The sequence below is a fragment of the Mycolicibacter sp. MU0102 genome, assembly GCF_963378105.1.
In the GTDB taxonomy this organism is placed as follows: domain Bacteria; phylum Actinomycetota; class Actinomycetes; order Mycobacteriales; family Mycobacteriaceae; genus Mycobacterium; species Mycobacterium holstebronense.
Genome location: NZ_OY726398.1, coordinates 769,701 through 786,742, shown reverse-complemented (window position 1 = coordinate 786,742; position 17,042 = coordinate 769,701). Strand labels below are relative to the sequence as shown.

Annotated in this window: 18 protein-coding genes; 5 read left to right on the top strand and 13 right to left on the bottom strand. The window is 67.2% G+C overall.

The window, feature by feature from the left end; genetic code table 11:
• Positions 1 to 87: 87 nt before the first annotated feature.
• The gene (locus RCP37_RS03715; RefSeq protein ID WP_046282619.1) at positions 88 to 870 is read right to left on the bottom strand and encodes an enoyl-CoA hydratase; all 783 of its coding nucleotides are present in this window, start codon (positions 868 to 870) and stop codon (positions 88 to 90) included.
• A gap of 171 nt (positions 871 to 1,041) precedes the next feature.
• Between RCP37_RS03715 and RCP37_RS03710 the strand changes: the two genes are divergently transcribed.
• From RCP37_RS03710 to RCP37_RS03700, 3 genes are all read left to right on the top strand, one after another.
• Positions 1,042 to 1,692, top strand: a complete 651-nt coding sequence (locus tag RCP37_RS03710; RefSeq protein WP_308485665.1) for a TetR/AcrR family transcriptional regulator — start codon at positions 1,042 to 1,044, stop codon at positions 1,690 to 1,692.
• A 221-nt stretch (positions 1,693 to 1,913) separates the two neighbouring features.
• The gene (locus tag RCP37_RS03705; protein ID WP_308485664.1) at positions 1,914 to 2,330 is read left to right on the top strand and encodes a Zn-ribbon domain-containing OB-fold protein; all 417 of its coding nucleotides are present in this window, start codon (positions 1,914 to 1,916) and stop codon (positions 2,328 to 2,330) included.
• Positions 2,331 to 2,343: 13 nt separating this feature from the next.
• Positions 2,344 to 3,498, top strand: coding sequence for a thiolase family protein (locus RCP37_RS03700; protein WP_308485663.1), 1,155 nt, complete (start codon positions 2,344 to 2,346; stop codon positions 3,496 to 3,498).
• 15 nt (positions 3,499 to 3,513) lie between these two features.
• Here RCP37_RS03700 and RCP37_RS03695 read toward each other — a convergent pair whose 3' ends face one another.
• From RCP37_RS03695 to RCP37_RS03660, 8 genes are all read right to left on the bottom strand, one after another.
• Complete coding sequence (locus RCP37_RS03695) at positions 3,514 to 4,539, bottom strand: CaiB/BaiF CoA transferase family protein (RefSeq protein ID WP_308485662.1); 1,026 nt, start codon at positions 4,537 to 4,539, stop codon at positions 3,514 to 3,516.
• On the bottom strand, positions 4,540 to 5,493 hold the full coding sequence (locus tag RCP37_RS03690) for an LLM class F420-dependent oxidoreductase (RefSeq protein ID WP_308485661.1): 954 nt from the start codon (positions 5,491 to 5,493) through the stop codon (positions 4,540 to 4,542).
• Between the two features lie 2 nt (positions 5,494 to 5,495).
• Positions 5,496 to 5,930 carry a cobalamin B12-binding domain-containing protein gene (locus RCP37_RS03685; protein ID WP_308485660.1) on the bottom strand — a complete coding sequence of 145 codons (435 nt, stop codon included), beginning with the start codon at positions 5,928 to 5,930 and terminating at the stop codon, positions 5,496 to 5,498.
• On the bottom strand, positions 5,930 to 7,507 hold the full coding sequence (locus tag RCP37_RS03680; RefSeq protein ID WP_308485659.1) for a methylmalonyl-CoA mutase family protein: 1,578 nt from the start codon (positions 7,505 to 7,507) through the stop codon (positions 5,930 to 5,932). The genes RCP37_RS03685 and RCP37_RS03680 overlap by 1 nt, the downstream gene beginning before the upstream one ends.
• Before the next feature lie 70 nt (positions 7,508 to 7,577).
• The gene (locus tag RCP37_RS03675) at positions 7,578 to 8,363 is read right to left on the bottom strand and encodes an ABC transporter permease (RefSeq protein ID WP_174549759.1); all 786 of its coding nucleotides are present in this window, start codon (positions 8,361 to 8,363) and stop codon (positions 7,578 to 7,580) included.
• 72 nt (positions 8,364 to 8,435) lie between these two features.
• Positions 8,436 to 9,236 carry an MlaE family ABC transporter permease gene (locus tag RCP37_RS03670; protein WP_105294824.1) on the bottom strand — a complete coding sequence of 267 codons (801 nt, stop codon included), beginning with the start codon at positions 9,234 to 9,236 and terminating at the stop codon, positions 8,436 to 8,438.
• Positions 9,237 to 9,364: 128 nt separating this feature from the next.
• Entirely contained in the window at positions 9,365 to 10,198 is an 834-nt protein-coding gene (locus RCP37_RS03665) for an enoyl-CoA hydratase/isomerase family protein (protein ID WP_308485658.1), read from the bottom strand.
• A 41-nt stretch (positions 10,199 to 10,239) separates the two neighbouring features.
• On the bottom strand, positions 10,240 to 11,328 hold the full coding sequence (locus RCP37_RS03660; protein ID WP_308485657.1) for a phosphotransferase family protein: 1,089 nt from the start codon (positions 11,326 to 11,328) through the stop codon (positions 10,240 to 10,242).
• 120 nt (positions 11,329 to 11,448) lie between these two features.
• On the opposite strand from RCP37_RS03660, the gene RCP37_RS03655 reads away from it, so the two are divergent.
• Both RCP37_RS03655 and RCP37_RS03650 read left to right on the top strand, forming a co-directional pair.
• On the top strand, positions 11,449 to 12,939 hold the full coding sequence (locus RCP37_RS03655) for an acyl-CoA carboxylase subunit beta (protein ID WP_308485656.1): 1,491 nt from the start codon (positions 11,449 to 11,451) through the stop codon (positions 12,937 to 12,939).
• Entirely contained in the window at positions 12,939 to 13,385 is a 447-nt protein-coding gene (locus tag RCP37_RS03650; protein WP_308485655.1) for a lipocalin-like domain-containing protein, read from the top strand. Before RCP37_RS03655 ends, RCP37_RS03650 begins: the two co-directional genes overlap by 1 nt.
• Here RCP37_RS03650 and RCP37_RS03645 read toward each other — a convergent pair.
• From RCP37_RS03645 to RCP37_RS03630, 4 genes are read right to left on the bottom strand one after another with little or no spacing between them, the layout of a single operon-like run.
• Positions 13,372 to 14,340, bottom strand: coding sequence for an NADPH:quinone oxidoreductase family protein (locus RCP37_RS03645; protein WP_308485654.1), 969 nt, complete (start codon positions 14,338 to 14,340; stop codon positions 13,372 to 13,374). The two genes, RCP37_RS03650 and RCP37_RS03645, sit on opposite strands and share 14 nt — an antisense overlap.
• Positions 14,340 to 14,951, bottom strand: coding sequence for a TetR/AcrR family transcriptional regulator (locus RCP37_RS03640; protein WP_308485653.1), 612 nt, complete (start codon positions 14,949 to 14,951; stop codon positions 14,340 to 14,342). The genes RCP37_RS03645 and RCP37_RS03640 overlap by 1 nt, the downstream gene beginning before the upstream one ends.
• The gene (locus RCP37_RS03635; RefSeq protein WP_308485652.1) at positions 14,948 to 16,246 is read right to left on the bottom strand and encodes an acyl-CoA dehydrogenase family protein; all 1,299 of its coding nucleotides are present in this window, start codon (positions 16,244 to 16,246) and stop codon (positions 14,948 to 14,950) included. Before RCP37_RS03635 ends, RCP37_RS03640 begins: the two co-directional genes overlap by 4 nt.
• A gap of 36 nt (positions 16,247 to 16,282) precedes the next feature.
• The gene (locus RCP37_RS03630; protein WP_308485651.1) at positions 16,283 to 17,041 is read right to left on the bottom strand and encodes an SDR family NAD(P)-dependent oxidoreductase; all 759 of its coding nucleotides are present in this window, start codon (positions 17,039 to 17,041) and stop codon (positions 16,283 to 16,285) included.
• Position 17,042 lies beyond the last annotated feature (1 nt).

Here is a 17,042-nt window from a genome sequence, read left to right as displayed (position 1 = left end):
TGGGTACCACCGTGCCATGAGGTGCCGCTCGCCTCAATCGTTAGATTCCCCGAGAACCAAATCGCGAGGCCGGATCCGGCGGAGTGACTATTTGACCTGAGACTTCATCTCGTCCAGGTTCACCAGAATCGGCCATCCGCACACCGACAGCGCGTTGCCGTGACCGGTTTCGTGGATGTCGAACGCGGACTGGATCGCCGAATGAAAACCCTGCACGTCGAGTGTCTGGTTGACCGCGCGTTTGGCCTGGCGCAGGGCGAACGAGGGCATGGTGGCGATGTGCTCGGCGAGCTGGCGGGTCTCGGCGTCCAGCTGCTCACGCGGAACCACCCGGTTGACCATGCCGGTCTGCTCGGCTTCCTGCGCGGTCATGGCCCGACCGGTGAACAGCATCTCTTTGGCTTTGCGTGGCCCCAGTTCCCAGGTGTGCCCGTGGTATTCGACGCCGCCGATGCCCATCAGCACCACCGGGTCGGAGAACTGCGCGTCGTCGGCGGCGATGATCAGATCGCACGGCCAGCACAGCATCAGCCCGCCCGAGATGCAGCGGCCCTGCACCGCGGCGATCGACGGCTTGGGCACATTGCGCCACCGCAGCGTGTATTCCAGGTAGCGCTTGCACTCGTGTTTGTAGATGAACTCCAGCGTGATCTTGTCCGGCACCGGGCCGCCGCCCTTGAGGTCGTGACCGGCCGAGAAGTGCTTGCCGTTGGCGCGCAACACGATGACGGCGACGTCATCGTCGTCGGCGGCGCGCGTCCAGGCCGCGTCGAGCTCGTCGAGCAGCTCGGTGTTCTGGGCGTTGGCGGCGTCGGGCCGGTTCAGGGTGATCGTCGCGATCCGATCGGCGACCTCGTAGTCGATGTACATGAGCGTCCTTCAGGTTGCGCCGACAACTGATGAGAATGCCCTTCTCATACCAGGGAAGTTACCATCTTCCCCACCGGGATGGCAGCGCCGCGACAGCCCACGTCAATCCGGGCCTGTTCTCCGGTAGGGTGCATTCGTGTTCTCCCAAAAAGGCAACCATCGGAGCCGCTGGTGAGTAACCCGGAAGAAGAGCCCGTCTGGAAGCAGCGGGCGGTCGAGCGGTCGATCAAGACCGCCCGGTTGCGGGCCGCCCAGCGCGTTCAACGCTTCCTGGACGCAGCCCAAGCCATCATCATCGAAAAGGGCAGCACCGACTTCACCGTCCAAGAGGTCGTCGAGCGCTCCCGGCAGTCGCTGCGCAGCTTCTACCTGCAGTTCAACGGCAAGCACGAGCTGCTGCTGGCCCTCTTCGAAGACGCCCTGGTGCGCACATCCGACCAGATCCGTGCCGCCACTGAGGGCCAGGCCAAGCCGCTCGAGCAGCTGAAAGTGGCGATCGAGCTGCTCTTCGAGCTGTCTCGACCGGACCCCTCCGCCAAGCGACCGCTGTTCACCGATTTCGCGCCGCGCCTGCTGGTCTCCCACCCCACCGAAGTGCGGGTGGCCTTCACGCCGCTGTTGACGCTGCTCACCGAACTGATGGAAGCCGCCGACGCGGCCGGCGAGCTGCGCAAGGGCGTCAACGCCCGGCGTATGGCGGCCATGATCATGCAGACCGTCATGTTCGTGGCGCAGTCCAGTGCCGACTCCGACGACCCGGCGGCCCACCCGATCACCGCCGATGAGGTCTGGGACTTCTGCGCCCACGGCCTCGCCAAGTAGCCCCTGCTTCCCTGACGCGAGCTGGGCCCTTCCCGCTTTCTGGCGCGAGCGTGCACGCGACACGCCGCGAAGAATTGACATTTTGCGCACGCTCGCGCGCCCGGTACACCCACCCGCGAATCCTGGACGGTTCGTTCGGGCTTCCCTAGCAGTACGCACGTATGCTCTAATCGAGAATGTGATTTCCACTTTGTGCGTGTCCGCCTGGAAGGCCGCCGCCAATGCGTAAGGCCCTCGCCCCCGACGTCACGAATTGGCCCGACGAGAACCTGGCCCTGATCGGCAGCCAGTGCACGGATTGCCAAGCCACGGTGTGGCCCCGCCAGGATCACTGTCCGCGATGCAGCGGCCCGCAGATGCAGGACCTGTTGCTGCCCCGCCAGGGCACCTTGGAGGCCTGGACCACTCAGGGTTTCGTCCCGAAGCTGCCCTATGCCGGCGGCGAGACCGCTGAGGGCTTCGCTCCCTACGGGGTGGGGCTGGTCCGACTCGGCGACGTGGTCCAGGTCGAGGCTCGGCTGACCGAATCCGATCCCGCCAAGCTGAAATTCGGCATGAACGTCGAACTGACCATGGTGCCGTTCTATGTCGACGACGACGGAACCGAGATTCTCACCTGGGCATTCCAGCCCGTCTAAGGAGACCTGGACAATGACGGTAGCGAACAACGATGTGGCGATCATCGGGGTCGGCCTGCACCCCTTCGGCCGCTTCGACAAGTCCGCGATGCAGATGGGTGCCGAGGCCATCCACCTGGCCCTGGCCGATGCCGGGGCGCAGTGGAAGGACATCCAGTTCGGCGTGGGCGGCAGCTACGAGATCTCCAATCCCGATGCGGTCACACGGCTGGTCGGCCTGACCGGCATCCCGTTCACGAACGTGTTCAACGCCTGCGCCACCGCGGCCACCGCCACCCAGGTCTGCGCCGACAACATCCGGTCCGGCAAGTACGACATCGGCATCGCGATCGGCATGGACAAGCACCCCCGCGGCGCGTTCACCGACGACCCGGCCAAGCTGGCCCTGCCGGCCTGGTACGCCGAGAACGGGCAGTTCGTCACCACCAAGTTCTTCGGCATGAAAGCGAACCGCTACCTGCATAACCACGGCATCTCGGCGCGCACGCTGGCCAAGGTCGCCGCCAAGAACTTCCGCAACGGCGCATTGAACCCCAACGCATTTCGGCGCAAGCCGATGTCCGAGGACGCCATCCTCGATTCGACGGTGCTGAATTACCCGCTCACCCAGTTCATGTTCTGCGCACCGGATGAGGGCGCGGCCGCAGTGATCATGTGTCGCGCCGACATCGCACACCGTTTCAGCGGTAAGCCGGTCTACCTGCAGGCCACCGAGATCCGCACCCGCACCTACGGCGCCTACGAAGTCCACGGGACGTCAGCTCCGATCACCGAAGACGTATCACCGACGGTCTACGCCGCCCGCGCCGCTTTCGAAAAGGCCGGCGTGACACCGGACGACGTCGACGTGGTCCAGTTGCAGGACACCGACGCCGGAGCCGAGATCATCCACATGGCAGAGTGCGGCTTCTGCGCCGACGGCGACCAGGAGAAGCTGCTCGCCGACGGCGCCACCGAGATCAGCGGGTCACTGCCGGTCAACACCGATGGTGGGCTGATCGCCAACGGCGAACCGATCGGCGCCTCGGGACTGCGTCAGCTGCACGAGTTGGTGCTGCAACTGCGCGGCCAGGCCGGTGACCGTCAGGTGCCTGGGGACCCGAAGGTGGGATTCGCGCAGGTCTACGGCGCGCCCGGCACGGCGTCGGCATCGATCGTCACGGTCTGAGCCGGCGCCGAAGCGCTAATCGCCCAACCCCGGCGGCGGCCGGTAGGACGGTTCATACCCGGCGATTCGGATCGGGCTGCCCACCAGGCGGAAATCGCCTGCGGTGACGACCATTTCCGGATGCGCCTGGAGAGCTTCGGGCAGCGTGCGCACCGCTGCCGCCGGGATGCCTAGGGGACGCAGCCGCGCCTCCCAGCCCGCCGCGGTGTCGCCGGCAAGCGCGGCGGTGACCACCGCGAGCACCTCGTCACGGCGGGCCGCGCGCTCGGCCATCGTCGTGAAACCGTCGATACCTGCCTCGGTGGCGAACGACTCCCAGAACCCGTCATGGGTGACGAACAACGCCAGATACCCCTGAGCGGTCGGGAATAGCTGCGCGGGTACGTAATACGAGTGCGCACCGTGCGGGTGCCGCTGGGGTTCGACGCCGTCGTTGAGGTAGGCCGACGCGCGGTAGTTCAGTTGCGACAGCATCACATCCAGTAGCGACACCTCCACCTGCCCGCCGCGGCCGCTGACGATCTGCGCCAGCAGACCCAGCGCCGCCGTCAGTCCGGTGGAGTTGTCGGCCGATGAGTAGCCCGGCAGGGTCGGTGGCGCATCCGGGTCGCCGGTCATCGCCGCGATCCCGGTGGCGGCCTGGATCACGTAGTCGAAGGCCGGCTCGTCACCGCCGTCCAGGCCGAACCCGGTCAGCGCAACGCAGACGATCTTCGAATTGAAGCGCGACAGCGCCGAATAGGTGAGCCCGAGGCGGCGGATCACTGACGGCTTCATATTCACCAGCAGCGCATGGGATTCGGCAACGAGTTCGCCCAGCGCGGCCTGCCCGGCCTCCGACGCCAGATCGAGCTGGATGCTGGTCTTGTTGCGGTTGAGACTGGCGAAGTAGCTGGGGCCGACCTGGCGGGAGATTTCCCCGCCAGGCGGTTCGATCTTGATGACCTCGGCACCGAGGTCGGCCAGCAGCATGGTGGCGTATGGCCCGGCCAGCATCACCCCCACCTCGAGGATGCGGATCCCCGCGAGCGGTCCGCTCACCTAGACCGCCTTGGCGAGTTCGGCGATCACCTCGCGGGTGCGGTACTTCGAGGCGATCAGCTCGTCGCGGTTGTCGCCGATCGGCAGCAGCCGCACCGACAGATCGGTCACTCCGGCGTCGGCGAACTGCTTGAACCGCTTCAGGATTGATTCCTCGTCGCCGGCCGCGCACAGGTCGCCGACATTGCGGGCCGAACCGCGGTCCAGCAGCCGCTGATAGTTGGGCGAGGTCTCGGCTTCGGCCAGGATGCGGTTGGCGCGATCCTTGGCGGCCTCGATCTCGGAATTGGCGCACAGGGTGACGGGGATACCGGCGACAATGCGCGGTTGCGGTTTGCCCGCATCGGCCGCGGCCTTGTTGATCTTCGGCGCGATGTGCTCGGCGATCGCCTTCTCGTCGGCCATCCACAGCGATGTGCCGTCGGCGTGCTCGCCGGCGATCTGCAACATCACCGGGCCCAGCGCTGCCACCAGCACCGGCATCTTGGTGTCGGCGCCCAGTGCGGTCGGGTTGTGCACGGTGAAGTGGTCGTTCTCCACCTCCACCGGCCCCGGGCCGGCAATGGCCGCATTCAGCACCTGCAGATAGTCGCGGGTGTAAGCGGCCGGTTTGTCATACGGCAGACCGAGCATGTCGCGGATGATCCAGTGGTGCGACGGCCCCACACCCAGAGCCAGCCGGCCGCCGGACATGGCGTGCACCGAAAGCGCCTGGCGGGCAAGCGCGATGGGGTGCTGGGCTTGCAAGGGCACCACGGCAGTGCCGAGTTCGATTCGGGTGCTGTGCGATGCCATCAGCGCCACCATGGTCAGCAGGTCGAAATCATCGGGCACCTGCGGCATCCACGCGGTGGACAGCCCCGCCGAGTCAGCCCATTCGATGTCGGAGATCAGCTTTTTGACCTTGCGCGCCATATCGCCGCGTTCGGCGCCGATCATCACCCCAAGTCGCATAACTAGCGCGCCTCCGCCTTCTCGACCACCTCGCGCACCCCGGTCACCAGATCATCCAAAGACGTTCCGGTGGGAAAGACCGCTGCGGCACCGGCTTCCAACAGTTTGGGTACGTCGCCCTGCGGGATGGTGCCGCCGACCACGACGGCGATGTCCCCGCCGTCCGCGGCACGCAACGCTTCGACGATGCGACCGGTCAAGGCCACGTGCGCGCCGGACAGGATGCTTAGCCCCACCACCGCCACGTCCTCCTGCAGTGCGGTGGCGACGATGTCCTCGACGCGTTGCCGGATGCCGGTGTAGATGACCTCGAAACCGGCATCACGCAGGGTGCGGGCGACGATCTTGGCCCCGCGATCGTGGCCGTCGAGACCGGGTTTGGCGACCAGGACACGGGCCGGGACGGCTGCTGCGGAGGGGGAATGCGGAGAAGTCATCAGTACACCACCGGTTGCTGGAATTCGCCCCAGACGTTCTTGAGCGCCGAGACCATCTCACCCACAGTGCAGTAGGCGTTGGCGCAGTCGATCAGGGGATGCATGAGGTTGACGTCGCCCTCGGCGGCGCGCGACAGCGCCGCGAGGGTGGCGGCGACGTCGTCGGCGTTGCGTTCGGCCTTGACCCGCGCCAGCCGCTTGAGCTGGACGTCACGGCCTTCGGCGTCCAGTTCGTAGGTGGCGATCTCCGGCGCTGGCTCGTCGCTGGTGAACTTGTTGACGCCCACGACCGGCCTTGTGCCCGACTCGATCTCGTGGTGGATCTTGAACGCCTCGTCGGCGATCAGACCCTGCAGATAGCCGTCTTCGATGGCGCGGACCATGCCGCCGTGGTTCTCCAGGTCGGCCATGATCTCGATGATGCGTTCTTCGGTGGCGTCGGTGAGCGCCTCGACGAAGTAGGAGCCGCCGAGCGGATCGGCCACCCGGGTCACTCCGGTCTCATAGGCCAGGATCTGTTGGGTGCGCAGCGCCAGCGTCGCGGACTCCTCGCTGGGCAGGGCGAACGGTTCATCCCAGGCGGCGGTGAACATCGATTGGACCCCGCCGAGCACTGCGGCCATCGACTCATAGGCCACCCGAACCAGGTTGTTCTGGGCTTGCGGGGCGAACAGTGAGGCACCGCCGGCCACGCAGCCGAAGCGGAACATCGATGCCTTGTCGGCCTCGGCGCCGTAGCGTTCCCGCACGATCGTGGCCCACCGGCGCCGGCCGGCCCGGTACTTGGCGACCTCCTCGAAGAAGTCGCCGTGGGTGTAGAAGAAGAACGAGACCTGCGGGGCGAACTGCTCGATGCTCATCCGGCCGCGCTCTACGACGGTGTCGCAGTAGGTGACGCCGTCGGCGAGCGTGAACGCCATCTCCTGCACCGCATTGGCGCCCGCGTCGCGGAAGTGCGCGCCGGCCACCGAGATCGCGTTGAACCGCGGTACTTCGGCGGCGCAGAACTCGATGGTGTCGGCGATCAGCCGCAGCGACGGTTCGGGCGGCCATATCCAGGTGCCGCGCGAGGCGTACTCCTTGAGGATGTCGTTCTGGATGGTGCCAGTGAGCTTGGCCCGTGGCACTCCGGAACGCTCGGCGGCTGCCACGTAGAACGCCAGCAGGATGGCGGCGGTGCCGTTGATGGTGAAGCTGGTGCTGATCTTGTCCAGCGGGATGGAGTCGAACAGGACCTCGGCGTCGGCCAGGGTGTCTACCGCCACGCCGACCCGGCCGACCTCTTCGCCAACCTCGGGGTCATCGGAGTCGTAGCCGCATTGTGTCGGCAGGTCGAGCGCCACCGACAGTCCGGTGCCGCCCTGGCTCAGCAGGTATTGGTAGCGCCGATTGGACTCCTCGGCGGTGCCGAAGCCGGAGTACTGACGGAAGGTCCACAACCGTCCGCGGTAGCCGGACTCGAAGTTTCCGCGGGTGAAGGGATACGTCCCCGGCGCCGGCGGCTCTTCGCGCCGGTCGTCCGGGCCGTACACCGGTTTCAGCGGGATCCCTGAGGAGGTCTGCACTGGGTCGCTCATCGATGGATACGGTACTTGCAAAAAAGGAGAATGCCAATACCACTAGCGCGACGTGCGGAAATGCCGACAGCTACCCGGCCAGATTGAAGTTGCCACTGGCCCCGTAGACCGACAGCGAGACCAACAGCGTCACCGAGACGACGACGATCAACGAGGTCCGCACCGCGTTGCCCACCGCGACACCGACCCCCGCCGGGCCACCGGCGGCGAAATAGCCGAAGTAGGTATGGATCAACAAGATGGTGATCGCCATCAAGAAGGCCTGCAGGAACGACCACAACAGGTCGATGGGGTTGAGGAACGTGCGGAAATAGTGGTCGTAGAGGCCGGCCGACTGCCCGAACAAGAACACCGTGGTGAAACGACTGGCCACGAACGACAGGATCACCGCGATGGCATACAGCGGAACGATCGCCACCAGCCCAGCGACGATCCGGGTGCTGACCAGGTAGGCGATCGGGCGGATGGCCATCGATTCCAGCGCGTCGATCTCCTCGTTGATCCGCATGGCCCCCAACTGCGCCGTGACACCGGCGCCGAAGGTGGCGGCCAGGCCGATCCCGGCGACCACCGGGGCCGAGATGCGCACGTTGATGAACGCCGCCAGGAATCCGGTCAGGGCCTCGATGCCGATGTTGCCCAGCGAGCTGTATCCCTGTACCGCCAGGGTGCCGCCGGCCGCCAGGGTCAGGAAGCCGACGATCACCACGGTGCCGCCGATCATCGCCAGCGTGCCGGTGCCCATGCTGATCTCGGCGATCAACCGGATGACCTCGCGGCGGTAGTGCGCGAACGCGAACGGGGTGGTGGCGATCGCCTTGCCGTAGAACAGGGTGTGGTCGCCGATGCGCCCCATCGCGGCGATCGGTCGTCGAAGCTGCCGGGTGACACCGGGATAGACGGCGGCCAGGGCACGAAGCGCCACGGCTCAGCGCGCCGTCATCTTGATGCCGATCGCGGTGACCACCACGTTGACCACGAACAGCGACATGAAGGCGTACACCACGGTCTCGTTCACCGCGTTGCCGACGGCCTTGGCGCCGCCGCCGGAGATCGTCAGGCCGCGGTAGCAGGCGACCATTCCGGCGATCAGCCCGAACAGTGCTGCTTTGACGCAGGAGATGACCAGCTCGGGCACCCCGGTCAACAGGGTGATCCCGGCCGCGAATGCGCCCGGGTTGACGTCTTGAACGAAGACCGAGAACACGTAGCCGCCGAGAATGCCGATGATCACCACGAGACTGTTGAGTAGCAACGCCACCAGTCCGGCGGCGAGCATCCGCGGTGTCACCAGCCGCTGCACCGGGTTGATACCCAAGACCTCCATGGCGTCGATCTCTTCGCGAATGGTGCGCGACCCCAGGTCAGCACACATCGCGGTGGCCCCGGCCCCCGCCACGATCAACACCGTCACCATCGGCCCGACCTGGGTGACCGCGCCGAACGCCGCACCGGCACCGGACAAATCGGCCGCGCCGAGCTCGCGCAACAGGATGTTGAGGATGAAGCTGACCAGGACCGTGAAGGGAATGGCCACCAGCAACGTGGGCGCCAGCGACACGCGCGCGACAAACCAGGACTGCTCGATGAACTCCCGGGCCTGGAACGGGCGCTTGAACAAGAACCTGACGGCGTCCACCGACATGGTGAAGAGCCCGCCGACTGCCTCCATCGGCCCAGCCAGGCGAACCATCGCCGATTCCGGGGACCAGCGGATCAGGTCCTTCATCCCCATGGGGCAGGCTCCTCCGAACGGGCGCTAACGATGCGTGTGGATACTATCCGATTAGCAGATTGTGCGATACCGGCTTCTAATTTTTGTGCACACTCATTCTCAATTTAGAGCACGCAATTCATCTATAATCGTCCGTCGATCCTCAGCTCGGGATGCACCCACGCCGGTGACCTGCGCTCTTTGAAGGCGCGGAACCCTTCGACGGCCTCCGGTGCACCGAGGCTGGTGTTCATCCCGATCCGGTCGAACAGGCCGAGGTAGGAATCCAGGCTGGACTTGACCACGGCGCGCGCGGCCGGCGCGGTGCGGCAGCACTGCTCCAATACGTCGCGCGCGGCGTCAGCCAGTTCCTCGTGCGGAACCACACGTGCCACCATGCCCCAGTCGAGGGCTTGCTGCGCGCCGAAGGTGCGGCCGGTGAACATCAGGTCGCGGGTTCGCACGGGCCCGATCACCCGCGCCAGCATCTGGCTGTAATAGGTGTCGGCGATGCCGCGGAACAGCTCGGGCACCCGGAAGATGGCTCGGTCGCTGACGACGGCGACGTCGCTGCAGAGTGCGATCTGTAGCCCGCCGCCCTGGCACAGCCCGTTGACCGCGGAGACCACCGGTTTGACCGAGCTGCGCAGGGTGTCGAACGGGGTGATGTCCATGCCCAGTGCAGCCCCGAACGTGAGCCAGTCGTCCGCCCCGCCGCCGCCCATGTCTCCACCAGGAGCGAATACGTCTGCGGTACCGGTGATCAGCAGTCCGGCCAGCTCCGGGTCCTGATTGACTCGGCCCACCGCATAGCGCAGGCCGAAGTACATCGCCGGCGTCATCGCGTTGCGGGCCTCGGGGCGGTCCAGGGTGCAGACCGCGATCGGGCCCTCCCGCCGAAACGTCAGGTACGGCGTTCCCAGCCAATCACCGGCGGGCGGGCCCGACGAGGCCTGCCCCTGTGCGTGAGCTTCCATCAGACCCCGATCTCTCCTTCTTCGGCGCGGACGACCCGGGCTCAGCCGGCCAGCTCGCCCACCAGCTCCAGCGTGGCCAGGTCGCGGATGGCCTGGCATCCGCGCTGCAGCATCGTGACGAACATGTCGTCACCGCGATCGGTATCGGTTGCGAACACCAACCCGAGCGCGCAGATCAGCGGCACCTGCAGCGCACCGAACCGGTAGTCCTGCCAACAGGTTTCCCGGTCGTAATCGCTGACGCCGTGGCTCAGCAGCGCGCTGTGATAGTCGGTCACCAGGTCGGCTTCGATCTCTTTGCGCAGCTCGGGCGCCAAGCTGGTGCCGGTGAAGAACGCCAGGTCGCGCGCCGGCAGCCCCACACCCAGCGTCTGCCAATCGACCACCCAGACCTGGTCCCCGTCGGGACTGAACAGCATGTTGTCCAGCCGATAGTCGCCATGGATCAACGCGAACCGGCCCAGCGGCGCCGACACCCACGGGGTGATCAGGTCCAGCGCCGCGGTCAACGTCGCGCAGTCGGCGTCGCCGAGCTGGGCGCCGAGCCGCTGCACGGTGGTCTCGGCGCACATCCGGGCGATGTCACCCATGCCCTTGGCGCCGGCCTCGTCCAGCTGGGTCATAGCCAGCCCCGGGAAGGTCAGCCAGCGCTGGTCGCACCAGGTGGGCGCGTGCAACCCGGCCAGGGCGGTCACCGCCAGCCGGGCCTGGCGTTCACCACAACCGGCCAGCTGATCGCCCTGTACCGCCGGCGCTCGATCGGAGAGCAGCAGGGCGTACTCGGTTGCGTCATCGGTGATTTCGCAGTGGAAGCACTGCGGTATCGGAATCTTGACGCCGCCGGCCACCTCACTGTAGAAAGCGCACTCACTGCGATAGCCCAGGACGACGCGATCGCGGACGGCGTCGTCGCCGGCCGGCAGCTTGATCACGAAGCTGGCCGGCAGGCCGCCCGGGTTGTCGGTGTAGCGGGCCGCCACCCGATAGGTGGCCCCGGTCTGGCCGGTGCCGACCGGGGTGACGTCGACCGAGGCCACCTCAATCGGTTCGCCGCGGGAGCTCAACACGGCCGACAGCCACTGACTGGTCACGTCGTGCGGATGGCGCGGTATCTGTCGTACGGAAGTCATCGGTCGCACTCCGGCGCAAGGGAACTCATAGTCAAAGCCCGTCCGGGCGGCCAATTCCGCCCACGCCGGGAGACGCTACAGTAAGAATTTCAGTATGGTCAACGAAATGAGGCGCCGCAGATGACGAACGGCTGGCAGGAGACCCTGGAGGACCTCGACCGGCGGCGCCAGCACACCTGGGCCATGGGCGGTCCGGAGCGGGTCGCCAAACACCACGGCAAGGGCAAGCTCGACGCCCGCGCCCGAATCGGGCACCTGCTGGACCCGGGCAGCTTCCGCGAACTGGGCACCATGGTCGGCGGGCAGATCGCCGCCGACGGCATCGTGGTGGGCTCGGGGCTGATCAACGGCTCCCCGGTGATGGTGGGCGCCGAAGATTTCACCACCCTGGCGGGCAGCATCGGACCCGGCGGCAACGCCAAGCGCTACCGGATCGCCGAACTGGCGCTGCGCGACAAGATCCCGCTGGTAATGCTGTTGGAGGGCGCCGGATTCCGTCCCACCGGTGAGCACTACGGGCGCACCCCGACCGACCTGCTTGCCCAGGCGCAATGCTCGGGCAAGGTGCCGACCGTCGCCGCGGTAATGGGTCCTTCAGCCGGGCACGGCGCCCTGGTCGGTCCGGTCTGCGACTTCCGGATCATGAGCCCGCACGGCGCGATCTTCACCGCCGGCCCGCCAGTGGTCAAAGAGTCCACTGGCGAAGACATCACCAAGGAGGACCTCGGCGGTCCCGAGGTCGCACTGAACAGCGGTGTGGTGCACAACTTCGGCGCCGACGACGAGACGGTGCTCGACGACATCCGCCGGTATCTGTCCTACTTCCCGTCCAGCGCATGGTCCTACCCCACGGCGCTGTCGCCGGACGCGGCCGCGCAATCGCGGCCCACTCCCGAGCTGCTCGACATCGTGTCGCGCGACAACCGCCGGGTCTACGACATGCGGTCGGTGCTCGACGTCGTCTTCGACCGGCCCGACTGGTTCGAGGTGCAGCCGCGCTTCGGCCGGGCGATCATCTGCGCGCTGGCCCATCTCGGTGGCCACCCGGTCGCGGTGGTGGCCAACCAGCCGCAGGTGCTGGCCGGCTCGATCGACACCGATGCCGCGGACAAGGCGGCGCACTTCATCATGGTGGCCGATTCCTTCCACCTGCCGATCGTGTTCTTGGCCGACAACCCCGGCATGCTGCCCGGTAGCCGCTCCGAGCGAGCCGGGGTGCTGCGGGCCGGCGCGCGGATGTTCGCCGCCCAGACCGCAGCCAGCACCGTGAAACTGCATCTGACCCTGCGCAAGGCCTACGGCTTCGGCTCCATGGTGATGTCGCTGCTGGGATTCGACTCCCAGGTGGCGACGTTCGCCTATCCCGGGGCGACGATGGGCGCGATGAGTGCGGCCGCCCTCAGCTCGGCCACGCACGCCGGGGAGGACCTGGCCGCGAAACTGCGCGACACCGAACTTCAGGCGTCGTATCACTCCGCCCAGCAGCTCGGCTTCGACGAGCTCATCGATCCCCGCGAGACCCGCGACGCGTTGCTGTCCGCCCTGCAGCGCGGGCTGCGCAGCCGCCAGGCCGCCGCCGAGCCGGTGACCCGAACCGTCATCATGCCCTGATGAGCACTCTGCGAGAAGCGCTGCTGGGCGGCTGGGAGCTGTCGTCGTTCGAGTCCCGCGGTCCAGCGAGGCTCGACGCAGGAGAGGCGAAGCTGGGACCGCGGCATGAGCCCGTCGATGCCGGCACCGGCGCGGTGTCACACCCCTTGGGCACCGCGCCGCGCGGTCTGATCCTCTACACCGCCGACGGCTATATGTCCGCGCAGCTGACCGGCAGTGCCGACGCCGCCCTACCCGCCTACATCGCCTACGGTGGCCGATTCCGCGTCGACGAGGACACCGCGACCGTGCATCACGAAGTCAGCGTCTCGATGCTGCCGGAGCTGCTGGCGAGCCCGCAGCTGCGGCAGGCACGCGTGGACGGCGATCGGTTGACGCTGTCGGCGACGACCACCAACGACGGTGTGACGACGCACAACACCCTGGTCTGGGTCAGACGTCGATGATGACCTTGCCGACCGCTTTGCGGTCGGCGACGTAGCGCAAAGCGGTCGCGGTCTGCGCGAGCGGGAAGCGGGCGCCGATGTAGGGGCTGACCTTGCCCTCGGCGAACAGCTGCTGCAGTTCGGCCAGGTCGCGCTCGTTCTCCGCCGGGAAGTCAGTGGCGAACGTCCGGATCTCCATGCCCTGCACCGTGATGCCCTTGAGCATCACCAGGTTCAGCGGGATCGCCGGAATCGATCCGGCGGCATAACCCAAGGTAATGAAGCGTCCGCCGCGGGCCAGGCTGCGCAGCGCCGGCTCGGCGTAGGAACCGCCGACCGGGTCGAGCACGGCCTGTGCGCCGTCGCCGGTGATCTCACGGATCCGCGCCTTGAGGTCTTCCCGGTCGTAGTCGACCGTCGCGGCCGCACCGCGCTGGCGGCACACTTCCAGCTTCTCCGGGCTGGACGCCACGGCAAGCACTTTGGCGCCCATCGCCACTGCCAGGTCGACGGCGGCCAGCCCGACACCGCCGGCCGCGCCCAGCACCACCACCCAATCACCTTCTGCCACTTGGGCAACCGATCGCAGCGCGTGATACGCCGTGCGGTAGGTGACTCCGAATCCGGCCGCGGCCGCGTAGTCGATGCCGTCGGGGATGGCACTCACTGCCGCGGCGGGCACCAGCGCCTGCTCGGCGAAGCCACCCACGAACGATGTGCCGACCACCCGGTCGCCGGGCGCGAAGGGCACGCCATCGCCGACCGCGATCACGTCACCGGCCAGTTCGCTGCCGGGCGTGAACGGTGCCGGGATCTTCAGCTGGTACTTGCCGTCGATCAGCAGCACGTCGGGGAAGTTGACCGCCGCGGCCCGAACCCGGACCACCAGCGTGCCGGGTCCGGGTGTCGGGTCGGGCAGCTCCCGCAGCACCAGATCTTCCGGCGGCCCGTACTGCTCGCAGACGATCGCGCGCATCAGGCCACCCCCAGCCCACGAAGGCAGAACGACACCAGGTGATCCACATCGGCCCGCTTCGGTCGCCGGCCGGCATTGAGGTAGCCACGCATGGTCGACAAGGTAGCGCCAAAGACCAGATCGGCATCCCGGTGGGGGTCGTCGCCGCCGAGTTCGCTGATCGGTGCGGTGAGCAGATCACGCAACGGCGCCAGGATGTCCTCATCCGAGCGCGGCCGGTCGGCACTGCCCGCCAGCTGGGTGCTGGCGGCGCGGCTCAAGCTCAGCAGGTGCGGGTCGGACAGCTGCGCCAGGGCGCCCCGGATCCAACTCGCGACCTTGGCTTCCGGTGTGGGCTCCTTGGCCAGTTGATGCTCCAGGTAGGACACCACGAGCGCGACACCGCGCTCCATCACCGCCAGGATCACGTCGTCCTTACCGGCGAAGTAGCGATAGAACGCCTTGTTGGACGAGCCCGCCTCGACGACGATGTCGCACACCCGGGGCGGGTCGGGCGCACTGCGCTGCAACACCGTCACCGCCGCGGCCAGGATCCGTTCCACCTCGGCGGTGGCCTCGCGCTGGCGGTCGTCGAGCGCGCGGTGCACCGCGGCGTCGACACGTGTGGTCATGGCACCGCAGGGATCCGGTCGAGCCGGTCGCCGTACTTCGCGCGGGCGGCCTCGATGCGGTTGTCCAGGAATTCGCTGGGCCACTCCGGGTCCTCGGCGTCGTAGTCCTTGAGCAGCAACCGGGCCAGGTTCACCTTGTGCGCCTCGGTGGGGCCGTCGGCCAGGCCCAGCGCCACCCCGCCAAGGAGCACATTGGTCAGCGGCAACTGTTCGGTCAGGCCCATCGCACCGTGGACCTGGATGGCGCGCAATCCGATCGACTTGAGCACCTGCGACGCCAGGATCTTGCAGACCCCGATCTCGGCACGGGCCGCCTTCTCGTCTCCGGAGTCGATCAGCCATGCCGCGTGCAGCACCGTGAGCCGGAACGGGATGAGCTCGGCGTAGGAGTCGGCGATGAACGCCTGCACCAGCTGCTTGTCGGCCAACGAACTACCCTGGGTGAAGCGGCTTTTCGCGCGCCGGGCCATCATGTCGATGGCACGTTGGGCCACCCCGATCGAGCGCATCGCGTGATGCAGACGGCCGCCGGCCAGCCGGCTCTGCAGGATCAGGAAGCCTTGACCGGGCTCACCCAGGATCGCATCGGCCGGCACCCGCACATTGTCGTAGCGGACCAGTGAATGGCCGGCTTCGTGCGGATGCGATCCCACCAGGTGGTGGGTGGCTTCGATGACCAGGCCCGGGGTTCCGGCCGGGATCAGGAACGTCGATGCGCCGCGGTGCACCGGCACGTCCGGGTCGGTGATGGCGACCACGATGAAGAACGACGCCACCGAGGCGTTGGAGGAGAAGTACTTTCGGCCGGTGATCACCCAGTCGTCGCCGTCACGGACCGCGCGGGTGGTGAATACCCGCGGGTCGGCGCCGCCCTGCGGCTCGGTCATGGAGAAGCAGGAGAAGATTTCCCCCGACAGCAACCCGGCCAAGTAGCTGTCCTTCTGCTCGGTCGTGCCGAACCGGGCCAGGATTTCGGCATTGCCGGTGTCGGGGGCCTGGGTGCCGAACACGATCGGCGCCCAGCTGGACCGGCCCAGGATCTCGTTGATCAGGGTCAGCTTGACCGCCCCGAATCCCTGGCCGCCGAGCTCCGGCCCCAGATGCGGTGCCCACAAGCCTTGTTCGCGCACCCGCGCCTTGAGCGGGTCGACGATCCGGCGGCGTTCCTCGGTCAGCGGCAGGTATTCGCAGCCGGGAAACAGCACCTCCAGCGGCTCCACCTCATCGCGCACGAACGCCCGGATCCATTCGAGCTTCGCCTCGAAATCCGGTTCAGTAGAGAAGTCCCACGCCATCATCTGCTCCTTATCGGGGGTGCTCAGGCTCGCAGATCACGAGCCGCCGTCGGCCCGCACGATCGATCCAGTGGTGAAGCTGGAGGCGTCCGACATCAAAAACAGTGCCGCACCGACGATTTCCGGCGGATTCCCGGCACGCTGCAATGCGGCGGCGCCGAACGGGTTGTCGGCTTCACCGAAATTCCACGCCTTGGAGATATCGGTGAGGAACGGCCCGGGCATCAAGGTGTTGACCCGCACCGTCGGGCCGAACGCCTGGGCCAGCGCTTCGGTCATGACGTTGAGGCCGGCCTTGGACGCGGCATAGGGGATGAACGACGGATGAGGGCGCACCGAGCCGTGGGTGCTGACATTGATGATCGATCCCCGGCCCGCAGCCACCATCCGTTCACCGATCAACGCCGACAACCGAAATGGGCCTTTGAGGTTGAGGTTCACCACTGCGTCGAACATCTTCTCGGTGACGTCGGTCTGCTTGTCGTAGACCGGCGACATACCGGCGTTGTTGACCAGCACGTCGACCCGGCCGAACCGCTCGTAGGCCGCATCGACTAAGCCGTCGAGCTGATCCCAGCGCCCGACGTGCACCCCGTATGGCATGGCTGCGCGGCCCGTCTCGGCCTCGATCTCGGCGGCGGTGGCCTGGCAGGCCTCGAGTTTGCGGCTGGCGATCACCACATCGGCGCCGCACCGGGCCGCCGCCAGCGCCATCTCACGGCCCAGGCCGCGACTGCCGCCGGTAACCAGCACCACCCGGTCGGTCAGGTCGAAGAGCGAATCCGCATACCCCATG

Bases quoted from the DNA above. Each gene is read 5' to 3' on its own strand.
- RCP37_RS03640 (WP_308485653.1), bottom strand. From the start codon at position 14,951: ATGACCACACGTGTCGACGCCGCGGTGCACCGCGCGCTCGACGACCGC.
- RCP37_RS03670 (WP_105294824.1), bottom strand. From the start codon at position 9,236: ATGAAGGACCTGATCCGCTGGTCCCCGGAATCGGCGATGGTTCGCCTG.
- RCP37_RS03645 (WP_308485654.1), bottom strand. From the start codon at position 14,340: ATGCGCGCGATCGTCTGCGAGCAGTACGGGCCGCCGGAAGATCTGGTG.
- RCP37_RS03675 (WP_174549759.1), bottom strand. From the start codon at position 8,363: ATGGGGCGCATCGGCGACCACACCCTGTTCTACGGCAAGGCGATCGCC.
- RCP37_RS03690 (WP_308485661.1), bottom strand. From the start codon at position 5,493: ATGCGACTTGGGGTGATGATCGGCGCCGAACGCGGCGATATGGCGCGC.
- RCP37_RS03635 (WP_308485652.1), bottom strand. From the start codon at position 16,246: ATGGCGTGGGACTTCTCTACTGAACCGGATTTCGAGGCGAAGCTCGAA.
- RCP37_RS03715 (WP_046282619.1), bottom strand. From the start codon at position 870: ATGTACATCGACTACGAGGTCGCCGATCGGATCGCGACGATCACCCTG.
- RCP37_RS03705 (WP_308485664.1), top strand. From the start codon at position 1,914: ATGCGTAAGGCCCTCGCCCCCGACGTCACGAATTGGCCCGACGAGAAC.
- RCP37_RS03650 (WP_308485655.1), top strand. From the start codon at position 12,939: ATGAGCACTCTGCGAGAAGCGCTGCTGGGCGGCTGGGAGCTGTCGTCG.
- RCP37_RS03665 (WP_308485658.1), bottom strand. From the start codon at position 10,198: ATGGAAGCTCACGCACAGGGGCAGGCCTCGTCGGGCCCGCCCGCCGGT.
- RCP37_RS03700 (WP_308485663.1), top strand. From the start codon at position 2,344: ATGACGGTAGCGAACAACGATGTGGCGATCATCGGGGTCGGCCTGCAC.
- RCP37_RS03630 (WP_308485651.1), bottom strand. From the start codon at position 17,041: ATGGGGTATGCGGATTCGCTCTTCGACCTGACCGACCGGGTGGTGCTG.
- RCP37_RS03660 (WP_308485657.1), bottom strand. From the start codon at position 11,328: ATGACTTCCGTACGACAGATACCGCGCCATCCGCACGACGTGACCAGT.
- RCP37_RS03685 (WP_308485660.1), bottom strand. From the start codon at position 5,930: ATGACTTCTCCGCATTCCCCCTCCGCAGCAGCCGTCCCGGCCCGTGTC.
- RCP37_RS03655 (WP_308485656.1), top strand. From the start codon at position 11,449: ATGACGAACGGCTGGCAGGAGACCCTGGAGGACCTCGACCGGCGGCGC.
- RCP37_RS03680 (WP_308485659.1), bottom strand. From the start codon at position 7,507: ATGAGCGACCCAGTGCAGACCTCCTCAGGGATCCCGCTGAAACCGGTG.